The 6,115-nt window shown below is 60.7% G+C and carries 8 protein-coding genes and 4 tRNA genes; 7 read left to right on the forward strand and 5 right to left on the reverse strand.

Going from position 1 to position 6,115, the window contains the following annotated elements; genetic code table 11:
• The first annotated feature begins 115 nt into the window (after positions 1 to 115).
• The 3 genes from ACTRWG_RS22435 to ACTRWG_RS22445 all read left to right on the forward strand — a co-directional run bounded on the left by ACTRWG_RS22435 (position 116) and on the right by ACTRWG_RS22445 (position 1,757).
• The gene (locus ACTRWG_RS22435; RefSeq protein WP_462829969.1) at positions 116 to 994 is read left to right on the forward strand and encodes an alpha/beta fold hydrolase; all 879 of its coding nucleotides are present in this window, start codon (positions 116 to 118) and stop codon (positions 992 to 994) included.
• 128 nt (positions 995 to 1,122) lie between these two features.
• Positions 1,123 to 1,344: a hypothetical protein gene (locus ACTRWG_RS22440; protein ID WP_027237205.1), complete on the forward strand. Its 222-nt coding sequence runs from the start codon at positions 1,123 to 1,125 to the stop codon at positions 1,342 to 1,344.
• 23 nt (positions 1,345 to 1,367) lie between these two features.
• Positions 1,368 to 1,757: a DUF4440 domain-containing protein gene (locus ACTRWG_RS22445; protein WP_462829970.1), complete on the forward strand. Its 390-nt coding sequence runs from the start codon at positions 1,368 to 1,370 to the stop codon at positions 1,755 to 1,757.
• Positions 1,758 to 1,819: 62 nt separating this feature from the next.
• On the opposite strand, the gene ACTRWG_RS22450 is transcribed toward ACTRWG_RS22445, so the two are convergent.
• The 5 genes from ACTRWG_RS22450 to ACTRWG_RS22470 form a co-directional block, all read right to left on the reverse strand.
• Positions 1,820 to 1,896 (reverse strand) — tRNA-Asp (locus ACTRWG_RS22450).
• A 66-nt stretch (positions 1,897 to 1,962) separates the two neighbouring features.
• Positions 1,963 to 2,039 (reverse strand) — tRNA-Asp (locus ACTRWG_RS22455).
• Positions 2,040 to 2,121: 82 nt separating this feature from the next.
• Positions 2,122 to 2,198 (reverse strand) — tRNA-Asp (locus tag ACTRWG_RS22460).
• 199 nt (positions 2,199 to 2,397) lie between these two features.
• Positions 2,398 to 2,473, reverse strand: a tRNA-Val gene (locus tag ACTRWG_RS22465).
• 75 nt (positions 2,474 to 2,548) lie between these two features.
• Entirely contained in the window at positions 2,549 to 3,118 is a 570-nt protein-coding gene (locus tag ACTRWG_RS22470) for a histidine phosphatase family protein (RefSeq protein ID WP_462829971.1), read from the reverse strand.
• A gap of 238 nt (positions 3,119 to 3,356) precedes the next feature.
• On the opposite strand from ACTRWG_RS22470, the gene ACTRWG_RS22475 reads away from it, so the two are divergent.
• From ACTRWG_RS22475 to ACTRWG_RS22490, 4 genes are all read left to right on the forward strand, one after another.
• Complete coding sequence (locus ACTRWG_RS22475) at positions 3,357 to 4,880, forward strand: site-specific integrase (protein WP_027237202.1); 1,524 nt, start codon at positions 3,357 to 3,359, stop codon at positions 4,878 to 4,880.
• Positions 4,881 to 5,089: 209 nt separating this feature from the next.
• Positions 5,090 to 5,335: a hypothetical protein gene (locus tag ACTRWG_RS22480; RefSeq protein WP_154667799.1), complete on the forward strand. Its 246-nt coding sequence runs from the start codon at positions 5,090 to 5,092 to the stop codon at positions 5,333 to 5,335.
• On the forward strand, positions 5,317 to 5,790 hold the full coding sequence (locus ACTRWG_RS22485; protein ID WP_027237201.1) for a hypothetical protein: 474 nt from the start codon (positions 5,317 to 5,319) through the stop codon (positions 5,788 to 5,790). Before ACTRWG_RS22480 ends, ACTRWG_RS22485 begins: the two co-directional genes overlap by 19 nt.
• Before the next feature lie 77 nt (positions 5,791 to 5,867).
• On the forward strand, positions 5,868 to 6,115 hold a 248-nt coding region (locus ACTRWG_RS22490; protein WP_462829972.1), incomplete at its 3' end, for a hypothetical protein.

Raw genomic sequence — 6,115 nt, forward strand, 5'->3', positions numbered from 1 at the left:
GCGGCGGCAAGGCGCGGGAGCCTCTCCCCTAATGCGCAAACGCAGCGGCAGGCTTGATCCTGTGCCGCCCGCAGGGTCCAATCCCCGCACCGCACAGCAGCGAAGGGGGAAGACCATGCCAGCAACACCTCAATCCGGCAGCCTGCAGGTGAACGGCCAGCAGATCGCTTATACCTTGCGCGGCGACGGCCCGCCGCTGCTGCTGCTGCACGGCTTCCCGCAAACCAAGGAAATGTGGGAGGACACCGCCCCCGCCCTCGCCCGCCGCTTCACCGTGGTGACGGCGGATCTGCGCGGCTATGGCGCCAGTTCCAAGCCCGAAGGCGTGGAGGCCATGAGCTTCCGCAACATGGCTGCCGACCAGCTGGCGCTGATGCAGACGCTGGGGTTTCCCTGTTTCCACCTGGCCGGCCATGACCGCGGCGGGCGCACCGCGCACCGGCTGGCGCTCGACGCGCCAGAGGCGGTGGCCAGCCTGACTGTGATGGACATCATCCCGACCCACCTGCTGCTGGACCAGCTGACGCATCAAGTGGCGCGCGCCTATTACCACTGGTTCTTCCTCGCCCAGCCCGCGCCGCTGCCGGAACGGATGATCGGCGCCGATCCGCAGGCCTATTTCGAAAGCTGCCTGCTGGGCTGGGGCGGTGCATCCCTGTCTGATTTCCCGTCCGCAGCGCTGGCGGCCTACCGCCGCGCCTGGGACGATCCCGCCTGCGTCCATGCCATGTGCAACGACTACCGCGCCGCCATCGGCGTCGATTTTCACGACGATGCCCGCGACCTGGGCCGCAAGGTGCACTGCCCGGCGCTGGTTCTTTACGGCGCAGACGGCGCCATGGCCAAGGCCTATGACGTCGCCGCGACCTGGGCGCCGCGCCTGCAGGACATGACCGCGCAAGGCGTCCCGGGCGGGCATTTCTTCATTGACAGCAGCGCCCGCGAAACCGCTGCCGCGCTGCTGGAGTTTCTCACCCCCCTGCCGTCCCTGTAACGGCCCCGCAGCGCGGCAGTTCTCTGCCGCAATTTGCGTTCGTTTTACGCACGTGGGTTAAGACTTGCTTATCGCTCTTGGCCTAGCCTGCCCGGTAACACGCACGCCCTTACAGACGGAGACAGCAGATGGTTCAGAGCAGGTTCAAACGGCCGCCCGGGTTCGAAGGCAATCAGACCGACCCGGAGGAAAGCTACCGCGCCGGCTATCAGCACGGCACCCGCGTGCTGCTGCGCTACCTGGAAGCCAACCCCAAGCCTGATATGGAACTCCTGAGGAAATGGGTCGATTCCGAGCTGACCGGCTGGCGCCACGACACCAGCGCGGAACCGGTGCCGCCCTCGCTCTAATGCCCTTGCGCCAGGCTGCCTGCATGACGATTGAGATTCTCACTGACGGCCCCCGGCTCGCCGAGTTTCTGGCCTTGGAAACAAAGGTGTGGGAGGCGCTGGCGGCGGGCGACCCTGCCGCGGACGCCCGGATGCTGAAGGAGGATTTCCTGGGCGTCTACCCCAGCGGCTTTTCGGACAAGGCAGGCCACTGCGCGCAGCTGCAGAACGGGCCGGTGATGGCAGGCTACCGCCTCAGCGATGCCCAGCTGCGCGTCCTTACGCCGGAGGCTGTTCTGCTGTCCTACCGCGCCGCCTATCGTCCGGCTGGCAGCGCGGACTGGAAACAGATGCTGATTTCCTCGCTCTGGGAGAAGGACGAACACGGCTGGCGCAACAGTTTCAGCCAAGACACGCCGGAACCGGCAGGCTGACCGGAACGCGCGCGACGCGTCCGGAACCGGATCAAGTCATTATCTTGTTCACAGGAAGAAAGTGGCGCGGTTGACGGGGCTCGAACCCGCGACCCCCGGCGTGACAGGCCGGTACTCTAACCAACTGAGCTACAACCGCGCATGGGCCTTTCGGCTATGATCCCCTCCGGGGCGGACCCTGAAACGTCAGGGCGGCGGGCGAAAGTGGCGCGGTTGACGGGGCTCGAACCCGCGACCCCCGGCGTGACAGGCCGGTACTCTAACCAACTGAGCTACAACCGCATTTTCGCCTTGCGGCGGACCGTTACCGGCCCTGGTCCCCTCCGGGGCGGATCCTGATTGACCCCAGGATGGGGTACAGCAGTGGCGCGGTTGACGGGGCTCGAACCCGCGACCCCCGGCGTGACAGGCCGGTACTCTAACCAACTGAGCTACAACCGCCCGCTGCACATCCAGCATCGCTGCTGAATGTTGGGCTGTAATATTCCCCGCCCCCTAAGCCGTCAAGCCGTGTTTTGCCTTTTTCGGAACTTTCCGGAAAAAAAATGACCTAAGCCCCGTAACGCCCTGAAACGGCTGCAAAAACACCCTGCCCGCACCGCCGCCTGGGCGATCTTCGGTCTTGCGCTGTAAGGGGGGATGGTGGGTCGTGAGAGGCTCGAACTCCCGACATCTTCGGTGTAAACGAAGCGCTCTACCAACTGAGCTAACGACCCGATGAGCGGGGATTTAGACAAAGCCGCCCGGCAGTTCAAGAGCAAAAAGCAGATTTTTTGAACCGCCCTGCCCGGTCACTCCAGAACCGTCTCTGCCCCGTTTTCCAGCACATACACGCAGCCCTGCCCGTTCGGCAGCGCCGCCATCCGGTCCCGGCTCAGCCCGCAGACAATGCCGCGCATCACCTGCCCCAGCAACCCATGCGCCACCACCACCGACGGGCCGGTCAGCGACTGCATGAAGTCCAGGATGCGGCCGTGAAAACTGTCATACCCCTCGCCGCCCGGCGCTTCGCAGAACAGGTCCAGATTCCGCGGGTTATTCCCGTGAATCTGCGGGTACTGCGCTGCGACCTCATCCAGCGTCATGCCTTGGAAATCTCCGGCAAAAGCCTCCGCCAGGCGGGGATCGGTCTCAAACGGCGCGCCCGCCAGGGCGATATCCGCTGTCTGCTGCGCCCGGCCCAGGGGCGAGGCATAGCAGGCCGGGCTCTGCGCCATCACCGGCGCCATCAGCGCGGCCTGGCGGCGGGCGTGCTGAACCCCCAGCGGCGTCAGCGGTGATTCCAGCTGCCCCTGGATGCGCCGCTCGGCGTTCCATTCGGTCTGCCCGTGCCGCAGCAGCCAGATTTTCGGAAATCGCATCACATGCCCCTTGCCCGGTGTCTCAGGCAAATTGGTAGCGGCAAGCCGCCGCCGGCGGAACCCCGGAAACGAAGAAAGGCGCTCAACCTTTGCAGGGAGCGCCTTTCCAGAAAAATGGTGGGTGATAAGAGATTTGTACAACCCCACGGCAAGAACATCTATAAAACCCTTATTTCATTGACGAAATTATCGAAAAGTACAATGGTTTTCCAGTCAGAAGTACAATGGAATCGCCGCGATGCCGACCGCCAAACAGCAGGCTAAAGAACAAATCGAGTTCCCCAGATACATGGCGGCATACTCCCGCCAAAACCGGGTGGCATTCAAATATCTGCGCGACGTTCCAAAAGCCCTACAGCCTCTTCTTGGGCGAAAGAGATGGGACCTGTCGCTTGGAAGCAAATTCGATCAAGCAAAGGTCAAATGTGAGGCGTACACCAAAGAACATGACCGCATCATTGCTCTACTCAAAGACAGTGAATCCCGCTCTGATGTGATCAGGCGTGGCATAGAAGATTTCTCCGCGGCCAAGCTCCGCGATGACATAGAAGACTATCCCGACTCTTTCGCCCTTTCGTGGCGCGACACGGAGGAACACTTAATAGGCGCGGCCAAGTTGTCGCCGCAGTACGAAAGGGAGTCCCTCGCCGCATTTGCGTGGCAAGCGTTCGGGGACCGGTCGCACATTGACCAGATCAAAGAACCCTCACCCGTCCTGAAAGAGGCTCTCTCCTTGCCGGTGGCAACACCTCCTGATGGGGGCGATACCATGTCACAAGCTCTCTACGCGGCCATGCAGACTGTCTTGAATGACCGACTTTCCGAACTCGTAGGTAAGTCCAAGGAAAGTGACGCCTATCGTCTTTCATCCCTTCGAGAGCGCTACTTCAAGCTCAATAATTCAAGCGCGGCGACCATGCGGAGCTACCGCGGCAAGATCGACGCAATGACGGACAAACTGGGCGACTTACCGCTGCACCAGTTCACGCCAGAGAAACTGCGTCTCTATCGCGATCATCTGCTTGAAGAAGGTCTGAAACCGGATTCAGTGGCGCAATATTTCGCCCCCGTGAAAGCGATCATGCGATGGGCCATCTCTGAAGAACTGGTGCCCGGATTCGATGCGATGCCGACCGACAAAGTGAAAATGCCGCGCAATGACACCCCGGTCGAAGAGTCGCGGTGGCAACGGTTCGACGACGACGAAATCAAGCATGTGTGGGGGCTGGTTCAGGAAGCGTGGGGGCCAGAGTCCAAGTACACACCCGAAAGACAGGAAGCGTTCAAGTGGGCGTTCAGGGTGGCACTCTACACCGCCGCGCGACCAGTCGAGATATTCCGCATGAAGCCTGAAAACGTGATGCCGGACTTTATCACCATGACAACAGGCGATGTAAAAACCCGGATCAGCCGCAAGTTGCCTCTAACCAAACACCTTAGCGGCTTTTTCGAATTCATGCAGGACGGCGGATGGAATTTGGGCAAAGCCAAACCCGAGTCCGTCGCGGGGACCATGTCGGACTCCTTCACCAAGTCTATCAGAGCGGCTGGTTTCACTAATGACCGGCAGGTCTTGTACAGCACCAAAGACACGCTGGTGGACCGATTGCAGCGAGCTGGGCATTCTGATGATATTATTCGCGGGATAACGGGCCACGTCTCCGGACAAGGTCAGCTCCGGAACTATAAAACCCGCCTGAACGATACGCCAGAAGGTCTGGCTATGCTGAGAACCGCGCTAGACGCCATCACCTACTGGTGACCCACGCAACATCCAACAACGTACAGGCCCGCCGGATTGGCGGGCCTTTTTCTTTTTGAACGACCACGTAAACAACGTGACCCGTTTGTCCGCTCAAGTTTGGTGGGGGGCTAGCTCTGTGGTATTATTTGACCATCGGCTGGCATCGGGGATGCAGACCGAAGCGCCGGGGGCGCTATTTCTTCCATCGTTACCAATAAGGACCGCAGATGCTGACAACCCGTCAGGTCGGTGAAGCGCTGGGTATTTCATATCACGTCGCTCGCCGCCTTTTGAACCATCCGTTTCCCTTGCCGTACGTCTTGGCACCTTCAAGCTCGAAGGGCGGAGGCAGGGAAAAGAACTATTCCATCAGCGCCGTGCTTCCACGCGTCAAGGACGCAGGCTTCGGCGACACTTTTTACATCCACGCACTTTTTAAGAAGGGAAACTATCCATGGCTGCCCACGAACTGAACACTATCGAAAATCTGGAACGCGGCTTGACTCCGCCGCAGGTAGAAAAGCTGGAAAAGGTTCGGCAGAATATGGCGCTGTCGCTGGCGCGCGAGTACGGAAACCGCCTTTCGCCTTTGATGACTGAGAAGCTGGCGCAGGAAGTAATCTTGCGGCCTGAGGTGCTCGCGCACCTTGAGGGTGCAACCGTCGCAGAACTGCCTTCAGACCCCTCTGGCTGGGCGCAGTGGGCGCGTGACGCAGTTAGTGAATGTGAATTCTCCCAGCGTTCTCTGGCATCATCGGATGATGAACTGCGCGAACGGTTGACCCGTGAAGTGTTGGCAGAAATTCCTCGCGCGCGGAAGATGGCACTGGCGCGCGAGGCTGGCAAGCTTGATGCCTTCATCACTGAACAGGTGGCCCAGCGCTTCGAGCGCGCAATTGCAAATGGGTATGGGCACGGAAAGAACTGACAACTCCGCCATACCAGCCCCGGCGGGTCCTTCTCCTTCCCGCCGGGGCACCAAACTTACCAGACAAGGAAAACAAAATGTACGAATCCCATATGATTGATGACCTCGCAGACCTCTTGCTGAAGGAAGCCAACAAGTCGCGTGGGCGTGGCTTGCGTATCTCGCTGCCGTGGTTGGTGAACGTGCTGGACGGTGACGGCAAGCTCGCGCGTCATGTCCTGCGCCGTGCGGGATTTTCTCCTGACCCCGCGACTTACAGCACCGGGCGGAGGGCCGCAGAGTTGGGAGATTTCTCCTACCCGCCTGTGCTTGCCGACAACCTGAC

The sequence above is a fragment of the Leisingera sp. G5_S3_59_S7 genome (genome assembly GCF_054968485.1).